This window comes from Arthrobacter sp. R3-55 (assembly GCF_054161505.1).
On the sequence record NZ_CP096423.1, the window covers coordinates 282,212 to 304,808 of the forward strand.

Genomic DNA, 22,597 nt, shown 5'->3' on the forward strand with positions numbered 1-22,597 from the left:
CCCCTGGAGAACCGGTGGAACTTGTTGATTTGCTGGAGACCCGAATGTTCTGGAGCGAACCTCGGGCGTGAGGACGTGTGATTCACATCACTGCACTGTTCCAACATATTGGTAAGTACCCTTATTAGTCAACCCTTTTCCATGGGTGAGCGGGGTGTTGGCCGAGCCTCCCGCGGCCCTGTTAGCGCACCCATTCCCCCAGCCGCGAGCAGGCAATCCCCAGGGCCCCGAGGCCCCAAGTCCCAAGGGTGTGCGCTCAAGTGCCCGGCGCATCAATATTGTGACGCAGTCTGCACATAACAATCTGGCTGCAAGGCGCCAATCTGGAGGCGTGCTGGCAAAACGTGAAGCAGTTATTGTGGTAGTTTCCTCTTGAATGTGACGCATGCCATACACGGCTGGTGATCACTGAAGGGGTGCGGGGGACCCAACAACCCGCTGCGCCAATTCGTAGCTGACGCCGGCCACAGCCGGGAACCGCGGAAGGACGAGCTTTGAGTATTGCCACGATTCGGGGCAGCCACCCGACATGCTGAAATATCTGATGAAGCGGTCGGGCATTTACCTGATCATGATCTTCCTGACCACAAGCGCCGGGTACTTCCTGGCGGTCTCATCGCTCAAGCCCGCAGTTTTGGAGCAAGAGAAGATTCCGCGGCCAACTCCCGAGCAGGTCAATGCCTCCTTCCGGGGGCTGGGCCTGGACCCGGAGAAGAATGCCTGGGAACGCTACATCGAATGGCTCGGTGGCATTCTCACCCGCTGGGACTGGGGCCGCAGCCCGAACGGCGCATTCGTCAATGCCGAGTTCGCCGACCGCGTGATGGTTTCAACCCGGCTGTTCATCGCCTCGATCATCCTGACCCTGGTCATCGGCGTCGCCCTCGGCGTCTACTCAGCAGCGCGCCAGTACAAGTTCCAGGACCGCGTCATCACGTCCTACAGCTACCTTGTCCACATCCTCCCCGCACCCATCGCATACTTCCTGGTGCAGCTCGGCGCCATCAGCATCAACGAGGCCGTGGGCGAGCGCATCTTCTTCGTCACGGGAATTTCGACGCCGGGAATCGAGCCAGGCTGGCCGGCTTTCGTTGACCTTGTGGCCCATTACGCCGTGCCCACCTTCGCGATGACCATCTTCGGTTGGGCCGGTTACCAGATCGCCCAGAGGCAGTACCTCCTGGACAACGTCAATGCCGACTTCGTCCGCACCGCACGGGCCAAGGGGCTCACCCGCAACCAAGCCATCAGGAAGCACGCACTGCGCGTCTCCTTCATCCCGGTGGCCCAGAGCATTGCGTTCACTATCCCCGCAATCTTCACCGGCGGCTTCTTCGCCGAAGCCATCTTCGCCTGGCCGGGCATCGGACTCTGGAGCATCCAGGCCATCAGCCTTCAGGACGTCAACGTTGCCACTGCCACGCTGGCGTACGGTTCGGTGATCTTCGCGATCGGCGCCATCCTTGCCGACTTCGCCACCACGCTGGTCGATCCACGAGTGAGGGTCCAGTAATGACCAACATCATTGACCCCATTGCGGAAATCGACGAGTCCCGGGTAGGCGACCAAGACGTCGTGATCGGGAAGTCCCGCATCATCTTCCGTCGCTTCATGCGCAACCGGACCGCCGTCGCGGGTTTATTCATCTTCGTTGCCTTGTTCCTCTTCTCTATTTTCGGTGGGTTCCTGACCCAATGGGACAAGGACACCATTGATCCCTTGAATATCGGCATGCCGCCATCACCGGACCACCTGCTCGGAACCACGCAGGCCGGCATCGACCTCATGGCGCTCATTGTGGACGGCACCCGGACATCGATCCTCATCGGCCTGATCGTGGGCGGGGTGTCCGTGCTGATCTCCGCCGTGTATGGCTGCACCATGGCGTTCTTCGGGGGCAAGGTGGACGCCACCATGCTCTTCATCCTCGAAGCCCTCATCATGATGCCCGCCATCCTGGTAGTCGCCGTGGCAACCAGCGGCAGCGGGGGACTGAAGGACCTTCCCAGCTGGCTCCTGCTGGTAGTGGTGCTGCTGTTCTTCAGCTGGATGGGAACCGCCCGCCTGGTGCGCTCGCTGTCCATGTCCCTCATGCAGCGCGACTACGTCAAAGCCGCCAAGTACATGGGCGTCCCGTCCCGCAGGATCGTCTGGCGCCACCTGGTTCCCAACATCGGTTCCTTGCTGGTCCTGGACTTCACCCGCGGCATCACCGGCGCGATCCTTGCCGAAGTGGCCTTCTCCTTCATCGGCATCGGCATCAAACTCCCTGACGTCAGCCTCGGTGTCCTCATCGGTCAGGCCACGGGCCAAGTGTCCTCCTTCCCTTGGATGTTCTGGGTCCCGCTGACCGTCATGTTCCTGCTGACCGGTTCGCTGGCCATGATGAACGACGGCCTCCGTGACGCGTTCGATCCCAGCTCCAGCTCCATCGGCCGGGCGAAGACCAAGACCGCAAAGAAGGTCACCAAATGAGCACCAACACCACACCCGTCGAGCGCCTCCGCGACGCCGGACTCTACGCACCCGGAGACGCCGTCCTGAGCGTCCGGGACCTCAACGTCCGCTTCAACTCCGAGAATGGCGTGGTCCACGCCGTCCGCGGAGTGGACTTCGACCTCATGCCGGGCAAAACCTTGGGCATCGTGGGCGAATCCGGCTCGGGCAAGTCCGTCACCTCCATGGCCGTCATGGGACTCCTCCCCGAGACCGCCGACATCACCGGTTCCGTCCGTTTCAAGGGCAAGGAACTGCTGGGGCTTAGCGACAAAGCCATGTGCAAGCACCGCGGCAGCGACATCGCCATGGTCTTCCAGGACCCGCTTTCGTCCCTCACACCCGTCTATACGGTGGGCACCCAGATCATTGAGGCGCTCACGGTCCACAACCCCACCATGAGCAAGCAGGCCAAAGAAGCCCGCGCCGTCGACCTCTTGCGAATGGTGGGCATCCCCAGCCCCAAGGACCGGCTGAAGGCCTTCCCGCACGAATTTTCCGGCGGTATGCGCCAGCGCGTCATGATCGCGATCGCCATCGCCAACGATCCGCGGGTGCTCATCGCGGATGAACCCACGACGGCGTTGGACGTCACCATCCAGGCGCAGGTGCTCGAAGTCCTGCACACGGCGCAAGAGGAGACCGGCGCCGCCGTCGTCATGATCACGCACGACCTCGGTGTTGTGGCCGGCATGGCCGACGACATCATGGTGATGTACGCGGGCAAGCCGGTGGAAACCGGCACCGTGGAGGACATTTACTACAACCCGCGGATGCCGTACACGCTGGGCCTCCTGGGCGCCGTTCCGCGGATCGACACCGCCACCAAGCAGTCGCTGGTTCCCATCGAGGGCACTCCGCCCAACCTCGCGCTCCCCGTCACCGGATGCTCGTTTGCGGCCCGCTGCCCCATGGTCAGCGACGCGTGCCTGCACGGAGAGCCGGAACTGTTCCCCGTGCCCGGAGTTTCTGTGCCCGGAGTTGAGGGCCAAACCCTGGGACACAAGGCCGCCTGCATCAAAGCCGAGGAACTTTCCGGCAACGCCGACGCGCACAAGATCTTCCACGCGCCGCCCAAGCCCGTTTCAAAGTTCGACGGCGTAGCCCGGGTCGAGCGCGACAAGGTCCTGGAACTCAAGGACGTAAAAAAGCACTTCCCGCTGCTCAAGGGTGCCTTGATCAAGCGACGGATCGGCACGGTCAAGGCCGTGGATGGCCTAAGCTTCGACATCCGCGAAGGCGAGTGCGTCTCGATCGTGGGCGAGTCCGGCTGCGGCAAGACCACCACGCTCCTGGAAATCATGGAGTTCCACCCGGACCAGGTGGGCGAAGTGGTGATCGGCGGCGTCAGCAACAAAGTAGCCACGGACCACAAGACCAAGATGGCCATGCGCAAGGAAATGCAAATGGTGTTCCAGGACCCCACGGGTGCCTTGGATCCGCGCTTCACGGTGTACGAGGTCCTGGCCGAACCGCTGGAAAACCTGGGCATGCCCAAGGCCGCCATCCGGAAACGCATCATGGAACTCATGAAACTGGTGGGCCTCCAGCCGGACCACGTGAACCGCTTCCCCAACCAGTTCTCCGGCGGCCAGCGCCAGCGCATCGGCATTGCCCGGGCGCTCGCGGTCAACCCGAAGCTCGTGGTCCTGGACGAACCGGTCTCCGCACTGGACGTTTCCGTGCAGGCCGGAGTCATCAACCTGCTGGACCAACTTCGCGCCGAACTCGGGCTCAGCTACCTCATGGTGGCCCACGACCTCTCAGTGGTCCGCCACATCTCGGACCGCGTTGCCGTCATGTATCTCGGCAAGATCGTGGAGACCGGTGACGTGGACGATGTGTTCGACAACCCGCGCCACCCCTACACCAGGGCGTTGCTGTCGGCGATCCCCGTACCGGATCCGCAGCTTGAACGCACCCGGGAACGCATCATCCTGCAGGGCGACCTGCCCAGCCCGCTTGATGCGCCCAAGGGATGCAATTTCGCCACCCGTTGTCCCGTATTTGCCGCACTACCTGCCGCAAAGCAGGAAAAGTGCCTTACTCTGGAGCCGCCACTGGCTTCTGAGAAGGAAGGCGCACAGGACTTCGCATGCTTCTTCCCGGACGGAGAGATAGACGCCGACATGCTGGTGGTGCATGCCTGACGACATATGACGCATTTGAAATGAATCCCTGGTCTCAACTCGCAAATGAATTTCCAGTCGTAAACATGAAGGGCAAACCATGAAGAAATACACGACGATCGGCGGCGTAGCGCTCGTAGCAACGCTCATGCTGACCGCTTGCGGCGGGGGAACGCCGTCGGGTCCGGCCTCGCAGAAGGCAGAAGAAAGTGGCGGTGACATCAGCAAGCTGATCAGCGTCAACGCCAAGGAAGCGAAGGACCTGGAACAGGGCGGCACAGTCACCCTGGCCGTAGGCAGCATCGGTCCTGACTTCAACGGTTTCTCAAACGTTGGTAACAGCGCCGATACTTCGGCACTGCTGACACCGGTCAACACGGCTGCCATCAGCAGCGGTGGCATTGGTGGCTGCTGGAAGCTGGACTTCAGCGGCAAGGCTGAGCCCAACAAGGACTTCTGCGAAGAGGTCAAGAGCGAAGTCAAGGATGGCAAGCAGACCATCACCATCAAGGTCAATGAGAAGGCCACCTGGAACGATGGCACGCCCATCGACGTCAAGACGTTCCAAAACACCTGGAACATGCTGAAGGGCGAAGACAAGGCCATCGACATCGTCACCGCAGGCAACTACGCCTTTGTTGACTCGGTGGAGGCCGGCGCCAATGACAAGGAAGTCGTTGTCACCACCACCCAGCCGGTCTACCCGCTGGACTCCCTCTTCTTCGGTCTGATCCACCCCGCCAACAACACCGCGGAGACCTTCAACACCGGATTCGCCGGCAACATGCACCCCGAGTGGATGGCCGGCCCGTTCAAGGTGGAAAACTACGACACCACCGCCAAGACCGTCACCATGGTTCCCAATGAGAAGTGGTGGGGCCAGAAGCCGGTCCTCGAAAAGGTCATCTGGCGCCAGATGGAGCCGAGCGCAACGATCGCTGCTTTCAAGAACGGTGAAATCGACGCAGCCAACGGACGTACCCTGGGCCGCTACAAGCAGCTCGAAGGGACCACCAACTCCGAGATCCGCCGTGGCCAGCGCCTGTTTGCCGGTGGCTTGAACCTTAACGCCAAGCGCCCCGCCCTCACCGACGTTGCCGTACGCAAGGCGATCTTCACCGCCGTCGACCGCAAGGCCATCCGCGACGTCCGCTTCAACGGCCTGAACTGGTCCGAAGAGAGCTCGGGCTCCATGATGCTCATGCCGTTCTCCGAGTACTACCAGGACAACTACCCTGTGAAGGACACCGGTGCTGAAGCTGCCAAGAAGGTCCTGACGGACGCTGGCTACACGGCCAACGACAAGGGCATCATGGCCAAGGACGGCGTCCCCGTCGCCTTCAAGATCACCAACTTCGGTGATGACCCCACCACCGCTGCCACCACGCAGACGCTGCAGAAGCAGCTCCAGGCTGCCGGCATGGATGTGTCCATCGACCAGCGCGGCGATGCTGACTTCGGCAAGGTTGTTGGCTCCCGCGAGTTCGATGTCACCATCTCCGGCTACACCGTGGGCCCGGATGCTACCGACGCCGTGAAGCAGTACTACGAGTCCGAGACCAACGAAAACGGCCTCGGCGACGCTGAGCTTGATGCAGAAATCAAGCGTCTTTCGACCATTGCCGATGACGCCGAGCGCAACAAGGCCGCCATGGACGTAGAGAAGAAGCACATGGAGAAGTACTTCTCCATGGGCGTCGTGATGAACGGCCCGGAGATCCAGTTCGTGCGGACAGGCCTGGCCAACTACGGCCCGTCGCTGTTCCAGAGCCTCTCCAACGTTCCGGACTGGACCACCCTCGGCTGGGAAAAGGGCGCCAAGAAGTAGCCCCACAGCTGTAAATTCCCAAGAGTAGTTTCCTGAAGGCCGGGAGCTTCCCTGAACCTGTTGATCGGTTCGCGGAGGTTCCCGGCCTTCGCCGTCCCTCACCCGCACGCTCTATCACCTCCCGCGTGCTTGAGCCGCACGCTCTATCACGTCCCGCGGGCTTGAGCCGCACGCTCTCTCACCTCCCGCGTGCTTGAGCCGCACGCTCTATCACCCGGTGATAGAGGGTTGGCGTGAAAGGGCTATTACGTGAGAGAGGATCGGTAGCCTAGGGTCATGACTTCCCAGCCGATCCGTACCGCCGTCGCAGGTTTTGGCCTTTCGGGGAGCGTCTTTCACGCGCCCTTCATCGCCGCCAACCCCGCCTACGAACTAGCCGTCATTGCCACCTCCGATGCCGGACGGCAGGCGAAAGCAAAAGCTCGCTATCCGCACGCCACCATTGTCAACACGCCCGAGGACATCCTGGCCCTCGCCGATCAGCTGGACCTCATCGTCCTGGGCACACCGCCCGCAACGCACTTCCCGCTCGCGAAGGCAGCGCTGGAAGCCGGGCTCGACGTCGTGGTGGATAAACCGTTCACGGTCCGCAGCGCAGAGGGCGAAGAACTGATCAGCCTGGCCGCACAACTGGGCCGCGTCCTCACCGTGTACCAAAACCGGCGTTGGGACGGCGACTCGCTTACCGTCAAGAAACTGCTCGACGCCGGGACGCTGGGCTCCGTAACCCGGTTCGAGGTAGGGATGGAACGCTGGGCACCGGAGATCGCCAAAGCCTGGAAGGCCGGTGCCACGGCGGAGGAAGGCGGCGGTGTCCTGTTCGACCTCGGCACCCACGTTCTGGATCTATGCCTGCAGTTCTTTGGCCCAGCAACCGTCACTTACGCGGAAATCCAGGCCCGCCGTCCCCAGGAATCAGCGGACGATGATGTCTTCCTGGCACTCAGGCACCAGTCGGGCGTGGTCAGCCACGTCCGCATCAACCTGACCAGCCACCTGCACGGCCCGCGCTTCCGCGTTTTGGGCACGGAGGGCGGTTTCGTGAAGTTCGGTACCGACCCGCAGGAACCCCACGTGCTGGCGGGCGGGCTGCCTACGGACGCCGAGTACGGCGTCGAACCGGCCCAAAACCATGGCACGCTGGAGCGGAACGGGCAGCGCACGGCGGTCCCCACTGAGCGCGGCGCCTACCCCGAGTTTTACCGGATTCTGGCGGACAAGCTCGACGACGGCGGCGCGGCGTCCGCGCTTCCGTTACCGGTGGATCCGGCAGGCTCGGTTGCTGTGCTGAAACTGATCGAGCAGGCTAGGACGCTGGCGTAACGTCCGCGCTGGCAACCAGCGAGTAGATGGCCTTGAGGTCCTGGTTCCCCTCGTCCGGCTGGCAGCTGCCGGTCAGCTGGATGATATCAACAGCAGTTTCCTGCTGTACTACCGTGACGGCCGTGAACTGGGCCAGGGAACCGGCCTGCGGGCGCGTGTAGCGTGCCTCGCGTACGTGCCAATCCCGGCCGTTGATCACCACCGGTTCCGTGCCCAGCAGAACGGCATCCGGCAAGGCATCCAGGAATGAGTCCACTGACGCGGCAATGTCCTGGAGCTGGTATCCGGGCAAGCGGCGCGACACGGAAATCACCACGTTTGCTGTGTAGCGCCCTTCCGCGGCAGGGGCCATCAGGGCACCAACGGCGTCCGGGACCACTTGACCTGTCCACCCTGCCGGCGGGTTGAGTTTGATGGTGGGGTAGGCGGGGAATGCTGCGGACGGGAAAACCTGGTGCGAGGTCATGGGGCCCTTTCGGTGCGTTGTCAGTACAGGAAGCTATTTGCTGAGGAAGTCGACGAACCCGGTCACGGAATCCACCAACCCGGACGGGCTGATGGTGATCTGGCCACCGGCTCCCAGCCCCAGCTCCGCAGTGATTTTGGCACCCGCGCCGAGAGTGAGCCCGTCCTCGTCCATGGAAGCGGTGAAGAAGTGGCCCTCGCCGGCTCCGGCGGCGACTGTTGCATTAAGGGTCAACGTCTGGCCCAGAACTTCTACGTACCGGCTTCCGGTCAGTTCCGCCCCGGCGCCGGCGCTGAACGCTGTGCCGGTTGTTTCGCCGCCCTTGACGCTCATTTCGCCTTCGCCCGCGCTTGCCCAGGCTCCGGCGCGTAATTCGCCGCCCTGCCCCAGGGAGAACAGCCCGCCGGCGAACTCGGTCTTGTTATCCATAGTGAGTTTTTGGCCGGCAAAGCCTTCACCGCCCGCGGAGAACAGGAACGGGCTGCTGGCATTGGCGTGGGCGCTGGCCTCGACCCCTGCCATCATCCGCGTGGTGGAGGTGTTGGTGACCCATCCGTCGAAGAAGTCGGATCGTGTGGTGGTCACGTTCTCTGCGCCTACGAATGCTTCGCCGGTGGCGTGGGCGCTGGGAAGTCCGAGCCCGAATGGCACACTGGCCCCGTACTCGCCTTCTGCGCGGGCCCCAACAAAGGTTTCATTGGTGACAGTCGTCTTGACGGGCCCTACCTCGGACTCCGCCTTCCAGGTCATGTCCCCTCCAGAGGAAGCCTCGCCGGAACCCCCGACGTCGATCCCACCCGGACCAAATGAACCGTGTGACTCACCCGTTGCCTGGCTGTCAATGGAGCCTTCGCCTTCAACGGTGAACGGCCCATAGCTGGTGGAATCAAAAGTGAAGCCAAGCTCCCCCGGAATACCCTTGAAGGACCCGGCAGAGGGGCCTCCCTTGGATCCTCCCGCGCCACCTATGGACGCCTGTTCCTGCTGCTCCGCGTTGAGCTTCAGTGCGCGGGCATTGTTCCGAAGGCAAGTCGCAGCCGCGCTCAGCCGTCCGTGCAGATCGCTTTGCCACCTGCTGCGGAACTGGTCGGCGTCATTTCCGCGCCAATACGTTCCGTCCTGAATCATCGCGGTCAGTTGCCGCTGAAGACCCGTGATCTTCTCGGCTTCAGCATCCATCACGGCCGATAAGCGCCGAAGATCTCCGACGTCCGCGCCGACTAATCCTTGTCCCATTTAGGTACCCAGTCCCATCACGTATCCCCTGAACGTAGTGACATACAAAGCCAGGCAACCAACGGCGCAGGCATTTTCCTGAGCATAGTTGGCTGCAGCCGGCCCGGCCATGGGGACATCTAGCCAGTGTGGACAACTGAGCGGGACGCCGTGACCTAAAAGTTTTTTGTGGACAAGGCGTAACCTCGCCGCCGCCGCAAACGATGTAAGGGGAGTGCGGGCCACGTCCGCATGCTGATCATCCGGCAGCGACCCAACCGCTGCCGGGGCAATCCCAAGAATTTGTCGGAGGGTTTTATGTCCTTGTTCACTGTCCTCGCCACCAGCAAAGTCGCCGCGGGCGTTCTGGCCGCCGGAGCTGTAGCTGCCGGTGGAACCGGTGTAGCTGCTTTCAACGGTGCGCTCCCCACCGGGATCCAGCAGGCCGCGCACGACCTTGTGGGCGCCCCTGCTCCGGTTGACGGCACGGCCGCCGAAGCAGCCGACGCCGCCCGGACCGCCACCGCCAAGGCGAATGACGCCGTCGGGACCGCGCAGGCAAAGGCCGCCGAAGCCGCAGAAGCCGGTCAGGCAAGGGCTGCCGACGCTGTATCCGGCGCGAAAGCCACAGTGGAGGACGCCACGTCCCCGGAGGCTTTCGGCTTGTGCACCGCGTTCCTCAACGGTGGCCTGAAGTCCGATGCCAAGGTCCCGGGCTTTGAGTCCCTGACCATTGCCGCCGGCGGCGAAGCGAAGGTGGAGGCGCACTGCGAGGCAGTGGTCGATGCCGGCAAGGCCGCCGACGCAAAGGTGAACGGTTCGGCCAAGGCAGGGGCCGACGTCGACGCTTCTGTAACGTCCGACCTCCCGGCAACGCCGGCGGTACCGGCCGTCCCCGCGAAGCCTGCCGCCCCGGCCGCCCCTGAGCTGCCCGCCACCCCCGCAGTCCCGGCGACTCCTGCTGCTCCGGCACTCCCCTCGCAGGTTCCGAGCGAGGTTCCGGCGGACGTTCCGGCCGCTCCGGGAGCGCCCCTGGATTCTGTCCGCTAAGCACGCAGCGGCTACGGTTTAACGGCGGGGTTCCTTGGCTTAGGGCAAGGAACCCCGCCCTCGTAACGCGGGATGGAGGCGTCCACGGGTGCTTGACCCTTTGGCTGACGAATATGTGCAGGCGGACCATGATGACCCCGCACTGCTCTTTACGGCTGCCTACAACAGCCTTTCCGGGCCGGTCTTTGGCTACCTCCGGGCCCGCGGAGTGGAGGACCCGGAAGCCGTCACCCAGGACGTCTTCCTGGCCCTTTACCCAAAGCTCGAAACCCTCCATGGCGGCCTCCAAGGTGCCAAAACCCTGGTGTTCTCCATTGCCCACGCCCGGATGGTGGACCATTACCGCAAACGAGAACGGACGCCTGACTCCACACCTTACGAATCGGAACTGGACTCACGACGAGCACCGTCGGCGGAAGAACAGGCCTTCGGGCGCTCCTCCGGCTTGGGCGTGACGGAACTCTTGACCGATCTCGCTGACGACTACCGGGAGGTCCTGGCATTGCGTGTCATTGCCGACCTTTCCGTGGAGGAAACAGCGGACATCATGGGCAAATCCCAAGGCGCCGTGAAGCAGCTGCAGCGCCGGGCCTTGGGCGCACTGAAGAAACGTGCACAACGAACGAACGGCACATCATGAGCGAACACCTTCCGCCCCGCGGACGCAGCCACCAGCAGGCAGTGCACCAGCAGGCAGTCGACCGTTTCCTGGCCGAATCCGGCCTGGACGGCGACGCCGAACTCCGCGCAGAACTGCTGGAACTTCGTTCGCTGGCCGATACTGCCCCCGTGCCGTCCGAGGCAGTTCGTGCGCTCATGGTTCGCGGCCAGGTTGCGGCCACCCAGCAGATCACGACGACGGCCGGTCCCGTTGCGTCGTCGGGCGCGCCAACGGCGGTACTCGCCAGGGTTGAAGACCCTGCACGTGCGGCTGACCCGGCCCGTGCGGGTGCCCTCCCTGCCGACGAACTTGCTGCGCGGCGGCGGGCAAAGCGGCGCACGGCCATTGCCGGCCTCGCCGTCGTGGTGTCCTTGGCCGGCGGTGCCTCTGCTGCGGCTGCGTCCGACGGCGGAATCCCGGGTGCCTTCCAGCATCTGGGCGCAGCCATCGGCTCAGCGGTCTCGAAGCTCACTCCTCCGTCCGGCGACGCCAACCGGCAGGGCGGCCCTGCCGGTTCAACGCCGGCGCCAACAGTTCCGGAGACGCCCGCAGTTCCGGACCGCGGACAGCCGGCGCCTCCTGCCCCGAATCCTTCCGGGAACCCGGCTCCAGGGGATCATCGGCAACCCGGTGGGGGAGCCTCGCTCAACGCACCGCAGGATCCGTCACTCCGCGACCCCGGGAAGGGCGCTGTTCCCAAGCCAGCGGTCACTGTTACGCCGCCCGGGATGGACCCCGCGACCATTGATCCGGCCAAGCTCCGCCCCTCTGGCGTACCTGTGCCGGCTCCCACCCACGTGGTTCCCAGCCTCCCTGCGGATCCGGGCAACCCGAGCCTCCCTGCGAAGTGACACCTAACACCTATGTTTGGGGGGGCAAGACATCAGTGTTAAGTGCAGTCTCGGCGCGGATTAAACCACGACGGCGGGGTGCGGCTTCGTGTGGAAGCCGCACCCCGCCGTCGTGCTTGGCGGTTATGGTTACGCGGTAACCAGGCTGTGCCAGTCGTTGACGAGAGGCAGGTTGTGCGCCTCGGAAACGGAGTGGTGTGCCACGTGGCCTGCGGCGATGTTGAGGCCGGCAGCCAGTGCGGGGTCGCGGTCGAAGGCGGCCTTGACGCCCAGGTTGGCCAGTGCCACGGCGTAGCGCAGGGTGACGTTGGTCAGTGCGTACGTGGAAGTGTTCGGAACGGCGCCAGGCATGTTGGCAACGCAGTAGAAGATCGAGTTGTGGACCTTGTACGTCGGTTCCTGGTGGGTGGTGGGGTGCGTGTCCTCGAAGCAGCCGCCCTGGTCCACGGCGATGTCCACCAGGACAGAGCCCGGCTTCATGCGGGCAACGAGCTCGTTGGTGACCAGCTTGGGAGCCTTGGCACCGGGGATCAGGACGGAGCCGATCACGAGATCTGCGTCGATGACTGACTTCTCGATCTCGTAGGCGTTGGAGGCTACGGTCTTCAGGCGGCCCTGGTAGAGGGCGTCGAGTTCGCGCAGCCGGTTGATGTTGATGTCCATGATGGTGACATCGGCACCGAGGCCCAAGGCCATGGCGGCGGCGTTGGTTCCGGCAACACCTGCGCCGAGGACAACTACCTTGGCCGGGCGGACGCCGGGTACGCCACCCAGGAGGACGCCCTTGCCGCCGGCGGGAGCCATGAGCGAGGAAGCGCCGACCACGACGGACAAGCGGCCTGCTACCTCGGACATCGGGGCGAGCAACGGGAGGGTGCGGCCCTCCTGAACGGTCTCGTAAGCGATGGCCGTGACGCCGGAGTTGATGAGCTCTGCGGTGAGCTCCGGTTCAGCGGCGAGGTGCAGGTAGGTGAAGAGGATGAGGCCCTTGCGGAAGCGGTGGTACTCGGCCGCGATGGGTTCCTTGACCTTCATGACCATGTCCGCACGGCCCCAGACGTCGTCGGCTTCATTGACGATTTCAGCGCCGGCGATCGAGTATTCCTCGTCGGTGATGCCCGAGCCCAGGCCTGCGCCGCGCTCAACCAGAACGGTGTGTCCGTGGGTGCGGAACTCGTGGACACCTGCGGCCGTGATGGCTACGCGGAATTCGTTGTTCTTGATTTCTTTGGGGACGCCGATGATCATCTGTGGGCTCCATCGTTAGCGGCCTCTTCGGCCGAAAAATGTGTTGCGGGCTGTGATTCCAGAATAAATCCGGCTGTGAGGCAGGCGACATGGACGCCAAGGTGCGGGCACCGATGAACCCCGTAAATTCAAGGATCCGGCATCATTTGACTCGACATTTGTCGAGCCATGGAGCGTCAGGTGTCGCCTGCTGTTGGTAAGCTCTGGAGGATGCAGCAAGACGTGGAGCAGATCGTTGAGCGGGTGGCGTTGAAGCTGGGCCGCGGCCTCTCCCTGGAGGACCTCGACGGCGTCCTCCTCGCCTACAGCTCCAACCAATCCCATGCCGACCGGGTCCGCGTGAACTTCCTCCTGAGCAAACGGGTCCCCGGCGATGTCAGCGTCTGGCAGCTGTCCCACGGCATCGCCACAGCGGTCCGCCCCGTTGTGGTTCCCGCAAACGAGGAACTGGGCATGCTGGGCCGCGTCTGCGTGCCGCTCCTGGTCCGCGGATTCCGCGTGGGCTACTTGTGGGTCCAGCTGGACCTTGAAGAGCAAAGTGCGACGGCGATACTCGCCGAACTGCCCGGCGTGCGTGATGAGCTGGACCTGTTGGCGGGGTTGCTCCTTGACTCCAACACGGCAGAGTCGGAGTTCCGGCGCAGGCGTGAGCAGGAGTTCCTCTCGGCCTGCAGCGGCGAATCGAACGCAGTGGCTGCCGTGGCCGGATGGAAGGAAATCCAAGGCCGTGGTCCATGGCAGCTGGTGACCATCCTGGACGCGGACAGTGCGAGGTCCGACGTCGATCCCATTGCCGCGACCCTGACCCACCGCTCGGCCGCGCTGCAGTCCACCATCGGCGTCAATGCCGCGTTGTTCAGCGCCGGAACGGAGACGCACTCGGTGGTCCTGTTCCGCGAGTCCGGTGGGCGGGCAGACCATGCGCAGGTACTGGTGCACTATCAGCTGGAGCTAGCCAAGCGTGCCGGCCGTAAGGTGGACCGGGTGATCCTGGGAATCAGCGAGCCGTTCCAGGTCATCCGGCAGCTCGCGGGAGCGTACCGGCAGTCGAAGGTTGCGGCGCAGGCGGCCGCCGTCGATCAGCCCCTTGGCGAACTCGTGGACAGCCGGACGGTGGGCGTCTATCAGCTCTTCGACCGTCTCCTGGCGCCGGGCGGCTGGGATGACACCGGCTCAGTGCACTTCCGGACCCTGGAGGACCAGGACAAGAACGGCGAGCTCCTGCCCGTCCTGGAACTGCTGTATGACAGCGACGGTTCAGTACAGGACGTCGCCGCCAAACTTCACCTCCACAGGAGCAGCATCTACAACAGGCTGGGCCGCATCCGCCAGCTCATTGGCGCTGACCCGCTGAGCGGCGCAATCCGCCTCGAATTGCACGCCGCTTTGAAGGCCCGGCGCTGGGCGGGCCGGCCGCGGATCTGAGCGTTGAACCAAAAGGAGGCGGGCACCCGGTGTGGGTGCCCGCCTCCTTTTTGGCGTGTGCTGCTCCTGGTTCCCTACGAGCGCCTCAAGCGCTGGCAGCTCCAGCGGCCCAGCCGACGCCGGAAGGTGGCTGTGCGGCTGCTGCTGCAGTACCGGCTGTGCCAGCCTACGTGGGTGGTGATGCGGGGAAGCCGGGTGCTCATTTGAGGGCGTCCTTTGCGGAGTCAAGGATCTGGTCGAGCGCAGACTGGGTGGGCGCCGGCGTGGTGGACGCGGTGGGCTTGCCCGTGGGACGTGGCTTGGTGGTCTGCGTGGGGGTGGGAGTAGGGCTGGGGCTCGGCGTAACGGTCGGGGGAGTTGTTGGCGTCGGGGTGGCCGGCGGCGTGGTGACGGTGTCCGATGGCACATCGCTCGGAACCGGTGCCGGAGCCGGCGGTGTGGGGACCGGACTGGTGGTGCCCGGTGCCGCAGCGATGGTCGCCGGCACTGCGGACGGGACCCAGACGGGGTCAGCCAAGGAAACTTTCGGCGTGGGAACGGACGACGGCGACACTGGCGCAGGTGCCTCCGGAACCGTGGCCGGTTGGCCGGCCGCCGACGTCGCAGCAGCTGAGGCGGACGGAGAAGAAGCCCTGGAGTAGGAAGCGCTGGGGGCCGGCGATGCGGAACCCGAATTCCTGTCGGCGCCGCTGGCTTCCTGCGCGGGTGCCTCCTGGCCGAAGAACGGCAACTCGAGGGCCTGCCCCACGGTGCCGGCCGTCAGGACCAGGCCGAGTGCACCCGCCACCACGGCCATGCGCTGGCTGATGTGCTTGACCGAAGCCGCCTTCACCAGGACCGCCTGGGGTTCGCGTGTAAGCGACGAACCGCCCAATCCTGACCGGGAACCCGGCCCTGGCTGTGAACCCTGCCCGGAGCGTGAACCCGTGGGAGCGCCCGACTGTTGGCGAACGTCCTTCCGGCTAGCCAGTGAGGCCGATGCCGAAGCAGCCGCAGCAACCGGGGCCGGGGATGTAGCCCGGGCCGGCGAAGCGGGGGTCGGCGCGGCAACGCGTGTCACGGGTGTGGTTGCAGGCTCCGGGTTTGCGGACACGATCGGGATGGCGGCTGTGGCCGGCTCGGACGCGGGCTGAGGGTTGGTCGGCTGCTCGGAGGCCTGAACGATCGGAATGGCGGCGGTGGCCGGCTCCGGGGTGGTGGGCTGGGGGTATGCCGGCTGCTTGGGAGCCTGGACGATCGGAATGGCGGCTGTCGGAGGCCCGGGCGTGGTGGATACGCGGGCTTCGGCTTGCGCGGCCTGCTCCTGCTCGGCGGCCCGCTCCCGCTCGGCTGCCCGCGCGGCCGCCCGCGTGGTGGGCGGCGCGACGGTGGGAATGGCCGCAGTGGGGGCGTCCGGCGTCGTGCCTGAAATTTCGGGAGTTTCGGGTGCAGCGGTACTTGCCTGCACGCTGCTGGAGGATCCGCTGGGTTGGGCCCGGCGGCGTCCGGTTGGCTTGGTGCGCTCGCCTTCAGTTCGGGCGCGGCGCGGCTGATCCATGGTTGGGGACATGGTGGTTGCCTCTCAACGCCTTCGAGGTTAGCTGTCGGGTTCGGACGAGGCCGTCCGGCCGCCGTAGCGGCTTCACCCCAAGGACTTGGAAAAGTCCGGGAACTTGTGGGTCCCCCGCCTCTGCCGCGGGTCTGGCGGATTCCGGAGTGCGGCAGAGCTCGGCGTCATTCCGGAAGCGGCCCAGCGGAGATACGGGTCGCCCTACGACGGTACATGAGCAGGAAAGTAAAGTCACATTAATGTAACGGACGGTACGTCTAGCCAAGCGGCAGGGTTCTATGACCTACGCTTCGGGGCTGGCAAGGCCGGAGCGCCAAGCACTGCAGCCAACACGAGCAAGATGTCCATGGCCTAACACTAGCTTCGGCGGGCACCTGCAGGTAGACATTGTCTATGGACCTGCCCGTGATGCCACCCGTCTCGCCCATGCTCGCCAAGTCAGTTCCGGCCATTCCTGATGTTGGGCACTACGAGCCCAAGTGGGACGGGTTCCGGACCATCGTCTTCAAGGACGGTGACGAGATCATCCTTGGCAGCCGCAACGAGAAGCCGATGACCCGCTACTTCCCTGAGGTGGTGGAGGCTCTCAGGAAGAACCTGCCGGACAAATGCGTGATCGACGGCGAGATCATCCTGATCGAGGGAACGCGGCTCGAGTTCGAGGTGCTTCAGCAGCGGATCCATCCGGCGGACAGCCGGGTGAGGATGCTGGCCGAGAAGACTCCTGCGTCCCTGGTTGCGTTCGATATCCTCGCGCTCGGCGACGAGAACCTCATGGATAAGCCATTCTCCGAGCGTCGGGCCATCCTGGAAAGTGCGCTCGCCAAGGCCAAGCCGCCCGTCTATGTGACTCCTGCTGTAACTGACCTTCAACGGGCGCAGGAGTGGTTCGTGCAACTCGAGGGCGCGGGCCTGGACGGCGTGCTGTCCAAGCCGCTGGATGGTGCGTACCAGCCCAACAAGCGGGTGATGTTCAAGACCAAGCATGAGCGCACTGCGGATTGCGTGGTGGCAGGTTTCCGCTGGCATAAGACCGCAAAAGTAGTTGGTTCCATGCTGCTCGGCCTCCACGACGACACTGGTCGGCTGCATCACGTAGGAGTGGTGGCATCGTTCCCCATGGCCAAGCGAGAGGCCCTGGTGGCTGAGCTTGAGCCCTACCAAGTGGACCTCGGTGAGCACCCGTGGGGCGAGTGGGCCAAGCAGGATGAGTCTGCCGGGGGTTCGCGCATGCCCGGCGCCCAAAGCCGGTGGAGCGCAGGCAAGGATTTCTCCTTCGTCCCCCTGCGCCCCGAACTGGTGATCGAGGTGGCTTACGACTACATGGAGGGGGACCGGTTCCGGCACACCACCCAATTTCGCAGGTGGCGGCCGGACAGGACCCCCGAGAGTTGCACGTACTCACAGTTGGAGGAACCGGTTGCGTACGATCTCGGCGAGATCCTGAGGTTGCCGTAGCCGTACTGCCTGGACGTTGAGCCGTGGCAGCTGGTTACTCTTCGTGCCCTTGGTCGCTGCTCATGCTGCCCTCGGCCGGCGGCGTTTCTCCCGGGGGTACCCCGCCGCCGGGTTCCAAGCCCGTGACGTTGCCGTCGAGGGGGTCGGGGTTGGCGGAGGCTGCGGGATCCTCGTCCTCGTCCTGGCGCATGTCGGGGTCCTCGTGGATGCTGTCGGCATCGGCCGTAGTGTCAAACGGCCCGGTTGCGCCGCTTGCGCCGAAGCCCTGGGTTTGTTCATTCGAGTCTTTGTCGGTCACGATCAGCCCTTTCGTAAGCAAACTTACTAATGCGCTTGCTTTGTCAGCCTAGCCGGGAGCAGCTGACTCAACAAGCGGGCGCAAGCCGGGCGCCGGCGTCGTGCGTTGATACTTAGCGGTTTGGCGACGTGGCGGCGACGAAGCTCCTAATGGCCTCGGCCACAGCTTGGGGACGCATGTGTTGCGCCACGTGCCCCACCCCAGGGATTTCCACCAAACGACCCTGCGCGACTACCCGCGATAACCGCAGCGCCCAGTCTGGCCCTGCCACATGGTCACGGCTTCCACGCAGAATCAGTACCGGCACCTGTACTCCGGCCAGCCGTTTCTCCGTGGGGTAACCCATCATGACGGGAAGCTCCGTGAGGTACCAGCGTGGACCACACTTGAAGTAATCAGAGATGACGATCCAGTTGGACGATGGGCTCTCCCGGAGCAATCCGTCCAGGAACAGGGCCAAGGACTGCCGGCGAACGTTCTTGTGCCGGGAATCCACCACCGGACCCATCAGCACCAACTGACTGATCTGCTCCGGAGCATGCAAGGCCGCTTCAATGGCAAACTGCACTCCCATCGAGTGCCCCACCAGCACGTAGGACTCGATGCCGCAAGTCTTAAGTGTCTCCGCAATGTACGCGCCGTAATCCTCCACGGACAGCTGGCGCCCAGGCTTGGGCGTACCGGCAAAACCGGGCAGGTCAAGCGAGTAGACAGGTGCACTCGCGGCCAGGACTGCATGCAACCGTGCCAAATATCTGTGCGATACCCCAATGCCATGAATCAGGATGTACGCAGGCTCGTTCCGGGGCTCTGCGCCCGGTTCCGGGGGAGGCGTGCCTTCGGCCCAGAGAATCCGTCCCGTCAGGCCCATGACGTCGACGTCGGCGGACTGCAGGGTTGCTGCCTTGGCGCGCGGGTTCACTGGGTGCCCACGCGTTGCAGGAACACTGGAGCCCCCGGCCCGCTCACTTCGGCGTGCCCGATCGGACGCCCGGACACGGCAAGCAGCAGGGCCATTGCCGAACCCTCAACAGTGGGACCCTCCCCGTGATCAAAGGATGCGTCAGTAGCCACCAGGCGCCAGCCCTCGGCCACCTCTTTGCCTCCGCCCATCTTGGTGGTGGTGCGCACCTGGTAGTGGAGGGCTGTGGCGACATGAGCTGCCGGGTAGTGACGGCGCAGCCCCAGCGGGCGGCGGATGTCCTCCCCGTGGACGAAAGCTTCCACCAGCCGGGTGGCCAGTCCTGCAGGCGGACCCGATGTCCGGGAAGCCACAGCCTGCAACTGGACCAAGGGCTTGGCGGGGTCGAGGGCTCTTTCGCGCTCGACTCCCACGGCGTTGTCGCGGTCGAAATCCATCCGGGCGGCCAACATCCGGCGAATGAAACCGAGGCGAGTGGTCTTGGCGCTGTCGATCACGTGTGCCAGTACATCATGGACGTCCCAGCCAGGGCACAGCGAGGGCGTCTTCCACTGGGAGGGCTGGAGCGGTTCAAGATCCCGGATCAGGGCACGGCGTTCCTCATGCACTACGGGCCACACAACGGAAGGGGAGGTCAGAGCCATACCGCTATTGAACCCCATGGCCCGGTCCGTGGCGCTCTCCGGCCCCGGCGGTTCCGGGAAGCCGTGTACCGTCCGCGTTTCCCCTGAGTCACCGGCTACTCCCTGGTGGCGTCGTCGGATTCGCTGGGGTCCGCCGCCGGTTGCGGAGACTCAGGCGCGGCAGAAGCGTTGGCCGCACCCCGGCGTCGTGCGATTTTTGATTCCGTCCACATGGCTACGGCTACGAATACTGTGCACGCAAACATGAAGGTTGCCACAAAGTTCAACCCCATGGCAGAGCCCAAGGGTGCGGCGAGGGCCATGGCGGCCAACCCGGCCACGATATGCCACCCTTTGAAATTGCCCACCGATCAAGCGTAACCCCGGCTTTAAGGGGTGCTGGTCCGTTGACTGGGATCGTTGCTTGATCCTTATCACTCCGAGACCATCAGCCGGCGTCGGAGTCATTTTCCCCTGGCTGGGCGGCTGTTGTTTCAGAGTGTTTCGTCTTCTGCGTTTCCAGCCACGCCATGATGGCCGCCTGGCGGATCCGACGATGCGTTCCGCGGTACTCCACGGGAATTTCACCGCGGTCGGTCATATTGCGCAGGTAGGTGTGCGAGATGCCGGCGAGCTCCGCGGCCCGCGAGGTGGTGAGCATTTCCTCCACGCTGCTGACCGTCACGGTTTCACCCCTGCCCAGTCTCGCGAGGAGGTCGACGACGGCGTCCCTCGCCTCGTCCGGCAGGCGGTGGACCGTGCCGTCCACGAACACGGTGATGTCGTTGCTGTCCTGGAGGGAGCGCGCCAGATTCCTGGCGTCATCGGCCGGGAGTCCTGCTGTGACGCGGGGAGCTATCAATGCCATGGCAGAAGCCTAGCGCGAGCCGGGTGCTGGCAGGCCCCGGCCATTTAGATGGCTCGCTGCGTGATAGACGACTCCTGCCCTCTAACACGCAGCAAACCATCGAATCGGGGAGCCCGGAGAAAGCTACTCCGCGTCCAAATCCGTCTCCAGCAGCTTCACCAGTGCGTCCAGTGCAGCGTCGGCGCCGTCACCCTCGGCCCGCAGCACCACGACGTCGCCCTTGGCGGCGCCGAGCGTCATGAGCGAGAGGATGCTGGCGGCGTCGAGCGCGTCATCGGCAGGGTCACCTTGCATGGCAATGGTGACCTCCACAGGCTGCTCGCCCGCGGCTTCCGCGAACAAGGCGGCGGGACGGGCATGCAGTCCGGAGCGGCTGGCGATGGTGGCTGTGCGTTCGGGCATGGTTTCTCCTTCGACGGAAACAAACAGAGGTTAGAGGCCGAGCTCTTCGAGCACGGGGAGCTTGGCGCGGACCCAATCGCGGGCCTCAAGAGCACTCGGTGCCGACAAAGCGAGTTGCGCCAGTTCCTGCGCCTGCTCCAGCGTGACTGTTTTCAACACGGTCCCGACGGCGGCCAACGAGCGCGCAGTCATGGACAGTGTGGTGACGCCCAGGCCGGTCAGTACGACGGCGAGGGCCGGGTCCGCAGCCGCCTCACCGCAGACGCCAACGGGCTTTGCAGCGCCCTCCCGGCCTGAACTTTCCTGCGCCGCACCTTCAACAGTGAGCTGCACCAGCCGAAGGACGGCAGGCTGCCAGGGGGTGTTGAGTTCGGCGAGGGGTCCGAGCTGGCGGTCGGCAGCCATGGCGTACTGGGTGAGGTCGTTGGTTCCCAGCGAGGCAAACCCGACTTCCCGCAGCACGGTGGCGGCAGTCAATGCAGCGGAAGGAACTTCCACCATGACACCCGGCGTCTGGATCCCGGCCGCGGCACACAGCGAGGCGAAACGGCCGGCTTCGGCAGCCGTGGAGATCATGGGAGCCATGACCCACACATCGGCCTCGGATTCCGAAGCGGCCCGGGCAATTGCCTCGAGTTGGCGCTCCAGGACCCCTGGCGTGGTGAAATCGGTGCGGTAGCCGCGTACACCCAACGCGGGGTTGGGTTCGGTGGCATCGGTGAGGAAGGGCAGGGGCTTGTCCGCGCCGGCGTCAAGGGTGCGCAGGACAACCTTCTTGCCCGGGAAAGCATCGAACACGGCCTTGTAAGCTGCGGCTTGCTCGTCCACGGAGGGTTCGGTGTCCCGCTCCAGGAAGCAGAATTCGGTGCGGAACAGCCCAACTCCTTGGGCGCCCAAAGCGGCAGCTGCCACGGCGTCCTTGGCTCCGCCGACGTTGGCGAGGAGCGGGACCAAGTGGCCGTCCGCCGTCGTGCCGTTCCCGTCGAATTCGGCGAGGGTAGCGGAGGTTTCCGCCCACGCGGTAGCGGCCGCGCGGTGCTCATCCGTGGGTGAAGCGGCAACGAAACCAGCCGCGCCGTCCACATAGATCTCGGTTCCATCGGCGATGTCGTCAACGCCATGTGCCGCCACCACTGCGGGCAGGCCGAGCGAGCGGGCGATGATGGCTGTGTGGGACTGCGGTCCGCCGCCTGAGGTCACCAGTGCCTGCACCACCGCGGGATTCAGTGTTGCGGTGTCGGCGGGAGCGAGGTCCTCGGCCACCAGGATGAAGGGCGTGTCTGAGGCGGGGATGCCGGGAGCAGGAACTCCACGGAGCTCGGCCACGATCCGGGCGCGCACATCCAGGACGTCCGTGGCGCGCTCGGCCATGTAGCCGCCCAGGTTGTGCAGCATTTCGGAGACGGACGCGCCCGCTTCCCATATGGCCCTCTCAGCAGAGGAGCCGGCCTTGATGAGCTTGCCGGCCGATTTCAGGAGCATGGTGTCCTTGGCCATGAGGGCGGTGGCTTCCAGGACGGCTTTGCCGTCGCCGGAAGCGTTGTCCGCGCGTGCCTTGAGCTCGTCATGGACGGCCTGTGCGGCCGCTTTCAAGCCCGCGACGGCGTCGTCCGGACTGACGTCCGCGCCCAATCGTTCTCCCGACGGCGGTTCGCTCACCGGCTTGGGCATCTGGCGGACGGGGCCAATGATGCGGCCTGGGCTTACCCCTACTCCTTGGAAATTCTGCACTGAATCCTCTGTTCCTGCTTGTGGTTCAGGCCTCCGGCGACGGCACCGGGAGCC

At 64.6% G+C, this 22,597-nt stretch carries 21 protein-coding genes and 1 riboswitch; of the genes, 10 read left to right on the plus strand and 11 right to left on the minus strand.

The annotated features are described in order from the left end of the window. Window positions 1-529: 529 nt before the first annotated feature. The 5 genes from M1D51_RS01445 (at window position 530) to M1D51_RS01465 (ending at window position 7,776) form a co-directional block, all read left to right on the plus strand. The gene (locus M1D51_RS01445; RefSeq protein ID WP_172323722.1) at window positions 530-1,513 is read left to right on the plus strand and encodes an ABC transporter permease; all 984 of its coding nucleotides are present in this window, start codon (window positions 530-532) and stop codon (window positions 1,511-1,513) included. Then, window positions 1,513-2,475: an ABC transporter permease gene (locus M1D51_RS01450; RefSeq protein WP_458108257.1), complete on the plus strand. Its 963-nt coding sequence runs from the start codon at window positions 1,513-1,515 to the stop codon at window positions 2,473-2,475. The genes M1D51_RS01445 and M1D51_RS01450 overlap by 1 nt, the downstream gene beginning before the upstream one ends. Continuing rightward, window positions 2,472-4,646 (plus strand): dipeptide ABC transporter ATP-binding protein, encoded by a 2,175-nt coding sequence (locus tag M1D51_RS01455; protein ID WP_458108258.1) that lies wholly within the window; start codon window positions 2,472-2,474, stop codon window positions 4,644-4,646. Before M1D51_RS01450 ends, M1D51_RS01455 begins: the two co-directional genes overlap by 4 nt. 79 nt (window positions 4,647-4,725) lie before the next feature. Continuing rightward, window positions 4,726-6,453: an ABC transporter family substrate-binding protein gene (locus M1D51_RS01460; RefSeq protein ID WP_172323725.1), complete on the plus strand. Its 1,728-nt coding sequence runs from the start codon at window positions 4,726-4,728 to the stop codon at window positions 6,451-6,453. 276 nt (window positions 6,454-6,729) lie between these two features. Continuing rightward, a complete protein-coding gene (locus M1D51_RS01465; protein WP_458108259.1) occupies window positions 6,730-7,776 on the plus strand; it encodes a Gfo/Idh/MocA family protein in 1,047 nt (348 codons plus the stop codon). Here the strand turns inward: M1D51_RS01465 and M1D51_RS01470 are convergent. Together M1D51_RS01470 and M1D51_RS01475 are read right to left on the minus strand one after the other, a co-directional pair. After that, window positions 7,760-8,242 carry a hypothetical protein gene (locus M1D51_RS01470; RefSeq protein WP_458108260.1) on the minus strand — a complete coding sequence of 161 codons (483 nt, stop codon included), beginning with the start codon at window positions 8,240-8,242 and terminating at the stop codon, window positions 7,760-7,762. The two genes, M1D51_RS01465 and M1D51_RS01470, sit on opposite strands and share 17 nt — an antisense overlap. A gap of 33 nt (window positions 8,243-8,275) precedes the next feature. Then, the gene (locus M1D51_RS01475; protein WP_458108261.1) at window positions 8,276-9,478 is read right to left on the minus strand and encodes a WXG100 family type VII secretion target; all 1,203 of its coding nucleotides are present in this window, start codon (window positions 9,476-9,478) and stop codon (window positions 8,276-8,278) included. 297 nt (window positions 9,479-9,775) lie between these two features. Here M1D51_RS01475 and M1D51_RS01480 point away from each other — a divergent pair, with 297 nt between their 5' ends. The 3 genes from M1D51_RS01480 to M1D51_RS01490 all read left to right on the plus strand — a co-directional run bounded on the left by M1D51_RS01480 (window position 9,776) and on the right by M1D51_RS01490 (window position 12,019). Next, complete coding sequence (locus M1D51_RS01480; protein ID WP_458108262.1) at window positions 9,776-10,507, plus strand: hypothetical protein; 732 nt, start codon at window positions 9,776-9,778, stop codon at window positions 10,505-10,507. Between the two features lie 88 nt (window positions 10,508-10,595). Beyond that, window positions 10,596-11,147, plus strand: a complete 552-nt coding sequence (locus M1D51_RS01485) for an RNA polymerase sigma factor (protein ID WP_458108263.1) — start codon at window positions 10,596-10,598, stop codon at window positions 11,145-11,147. Next, a complete protein-coding gene (locus M1D51_RS01490; RefSeq protein WP_458108264.1) occupies window positions 11,144-12,019 on the plus strand; it encodes a hypothetical protein in 876 nt (291 codons plus the stop codon). The genes M1D51_RS01485 and M1D51_RS01490 overlap by 4 nt, the downstream gene beginning before the upstream one ends. A 129-nt stretch (window positions 12,020-12,148) precedes the next feature. On the opposite strand, the gene ald is transcribed toward M1D51_RS01490, so the two are convergent. After that, window positions 12,149-13,267, minus strand: coding sequence for an alanine dehydrogenase (gene ald / locus M1D51_RS01495; protein WP_026548484.1), 1,119 nt, complete (start codon window positions 13,265-13,267; stop codon window positions 12,149-12,151). 210 nt (window positions 13,268-13,477) lie between these two features. On the opposite strand from ald, the gene M1D51_RS01500 reads away from it, so the two are divergent. Next, window positions 13,478-14,692 (plus strand): PucR family transcriptional regulator, encoded by a 1,215-nt coding sequence (locus tag M1D51_RS01500; protein WP_458108265.1) that lies wholly within the window; start codon window positions 13,478-13,480, stop codon window positions 14,690-14,692. A 199-nt stretch (window positions 14,693-14,891) separates the two neighbouring features. Here the strand turns inward: M1D51_RS01500 and M1D51_RS01505 are convergent, their stop codons facing one another. Beyond that, window positions 14,892-16,241, minus strand: coding sequence for a hypothetical protein (locus M1D51_RS01505; RefSeq protein WP_458108266.1), 1,350 nt, complete (start codon window positions 16,239-16,241; stop codon window positions 14,892-14,894). A 2-nt stretch (window positions 16,242-16,243) separates the two neighbouring features. Continuing rightward, window positions 16,244-16,388, minus strand: a riboswitch (cyclic di-AMP (ydaO/yuaA leader). A 246-nt stretch (window positions 16,389-16,634) separates the two neighbouring features. On the opposite strand from M1D51_RS01505, the gene M1D51_RS01510 reads away from it, so the two are divergent. Then, window positions 16,635-17,699: an ATP-dependent DNA ligase gene (locus M1D51_RS01510; RefSeq protein ID WP_172325684.1), complete on the plus strand. Its 1,065-nt coding sequence runs from the start codon at window positions 16,635-16,637 to the stop codon at window positions 17,697-17,699. A 34-nt stretch (window positions 17,700-17,733) separates the two neighbouring features. On the opposite strand, the gene M1D51_RS01515 is transcribed toward M1D51_RS01510, so the two are convergent. The 7 genes from M1D51_RS01515 to ptsP all read right to left on the minus strand — a co-directional run bounded on the left by M1D51_RS01515 (window position 17,734) and on the right by ptsP (window position 22,543). Then, entirely contained in the window at window positions 17,734-17,997 is a 264-nt protein-coding gene (locus tag M1D51_RS01515; protein ID WP_458108267.1) for a DUF6480 family protein, read from the minus strand. A 112-nt stretch (window positions 17,998-18,109) separates the two neighbouring features. Further along, complete coding sequence (locus M1D51_RS01520) at window positions 18,110-18,868, minus strand: alpha/beta fold hydrolase (protein WP_458109528.1); 759 nt, start codon at window positions 18,866-18,868, stop codon at window positions 18,110-18,112. 47 nt (window positions 18,869-18,915) lie between these two features. After that, the gene (locus M1D51_RS01525) at window positions 18,916-19,581 is read right to left on the minus strand and encodes a maleylpyruvate isomerase family mycothiol-dependent enzyme (RefSeq protein WP_458108268.1); all 666 of its coding nucleotides are present in this window, start codon (window positions 19,579-19,581) and stop codon (window positions 18,916-18,918) included. A 77-nt stretch (window positions 19,582-19,658) separates the two neighbouring features. Beyond that, a complete protein-coding gene (locus M1D51_RS01530; RefSeq protein ID WP_458108269.1) occupies window positions 19,659-19,910 on the minus strand; it encodes a hypothetical protein in 252 nt (83 codons plus the stop codon). An 80-nt stretch (window positions 19,911-19,990) separates the two neighbouring features. Then, window positions 19,991-20,410 (minus strand): helix-turn-helix domain-containing protein, encoded by a 420-nt coding sequence (locus M1D51_RS01535; RefSeq protein WP_458108270.1) that lies wholly within the window; start codon window positions 20,408-20,410, stop codon window positions 19,991-19,993. A 123-nt stretch (window positions 20,411-20,533) separates the two neighbouring features. Beyond that, the gene (locus M1D51_RS01540) at window positions 20,534-20,812 is read right to left on the minus strand and encodes an HPr family phosphocarrier protein (RefSeq protein ID WP_011776464.1); all 279 of its coding nucleotides are present in this window, start codon (window positions 20,810-20,812) and stop codon (window positions 20,534-20,536) included. A gap of 30 nt (window positions 20,813-20,842) precedes the next feature. After that, the gene (gene ptsP, locus M1D51_RS01545) at window positions 20,843-22,543 is read right to left on the minus strand and encodes a phosphoenolpyruvate--protein phosphotransferase (RefSeq protein WP_458108271.1); all 1,701 of its coding nucleotides are present in this window, start codon (window positions 22,541-22,543) and stop codon (window positions 20,843-20,845) included. Between the last annotated feature and the right edge of the window lie 54 nt (window positions 22,544-22,597).